This window comes from Enterovibrio nigricans DSM 22720 (assembly GCF_900167155.1).
GTDB classification, from domain to species: Bacteria; Pseudomonadota; Gammaproteobacteria; order Enterobacterales; family Vibrionaceae; genus Enterovibrio; species Enterovibrio nigricans.
The window spans coordinates 1-489 of the sequence record NZ_FUXU01000083.1 but is presented as its reverse complement, the minus strand read 5'-3'; the positions used below and the strand labels follow the sequence as shown (position 1 = coordinate 489).

1 protein-coding gene is annotated in these 489 nt (G+C 44.8%); it reads right to left on the bottom strand.

The genetic code is table 11. The features are described 5' to 3' along the window. Positions 1 to 201: hypothetical protein (locus B5D35_RS24605; protein ID WP_212567557.1), on the bottom strand; the 201-nt coding region annotated here is incomplete at its 3' end. Between the last annotated feature and the right edge of the window lie 288 nt (positions 202 to 489).

The window sequence follows — 489 nt, the reverse complement described above, 5'->3', positions numbered from 1 at the left end:
TTCTACTTCTACTTCTACTTCTACTTCTACCTCCGTAAGCGTATGGGGGAACCTTAATTTGATTTTGATATCGGTATGGAAGCCTTGGACTACATTTGGTAGGTGGCTAAACATCAATATAAGCAAGTTATCCACAGCCACTTGTGGGCATTGTGTGGTCAAGATGTGGGAAAATAAGGCTTTCGCGCGGATTGTGTGCAAATGGCACCATTTTTCTAAAAAACCTTAAAAAAGCCCTTGCCAACTTTTCATCGCTCCCTATAATGCCGCTTCACCGACACGGAGAGCGGCTTCCAACAAGGAAACGCCCACGAAATCGGTACGGCGAACAGGCTTCAAAACTGAATGAAAATAAACGCTTGACGCGTTGAAACGAATCAGTAAAATGGCCGCCCGCTTCAACGAAAAAGCCACTTCTTAGTAAGCGCGCTTTAACGAGAGAAGCAAGTCAACAAGACGTTTTGATGGTTGCGAAAGCAACGCGGAAAT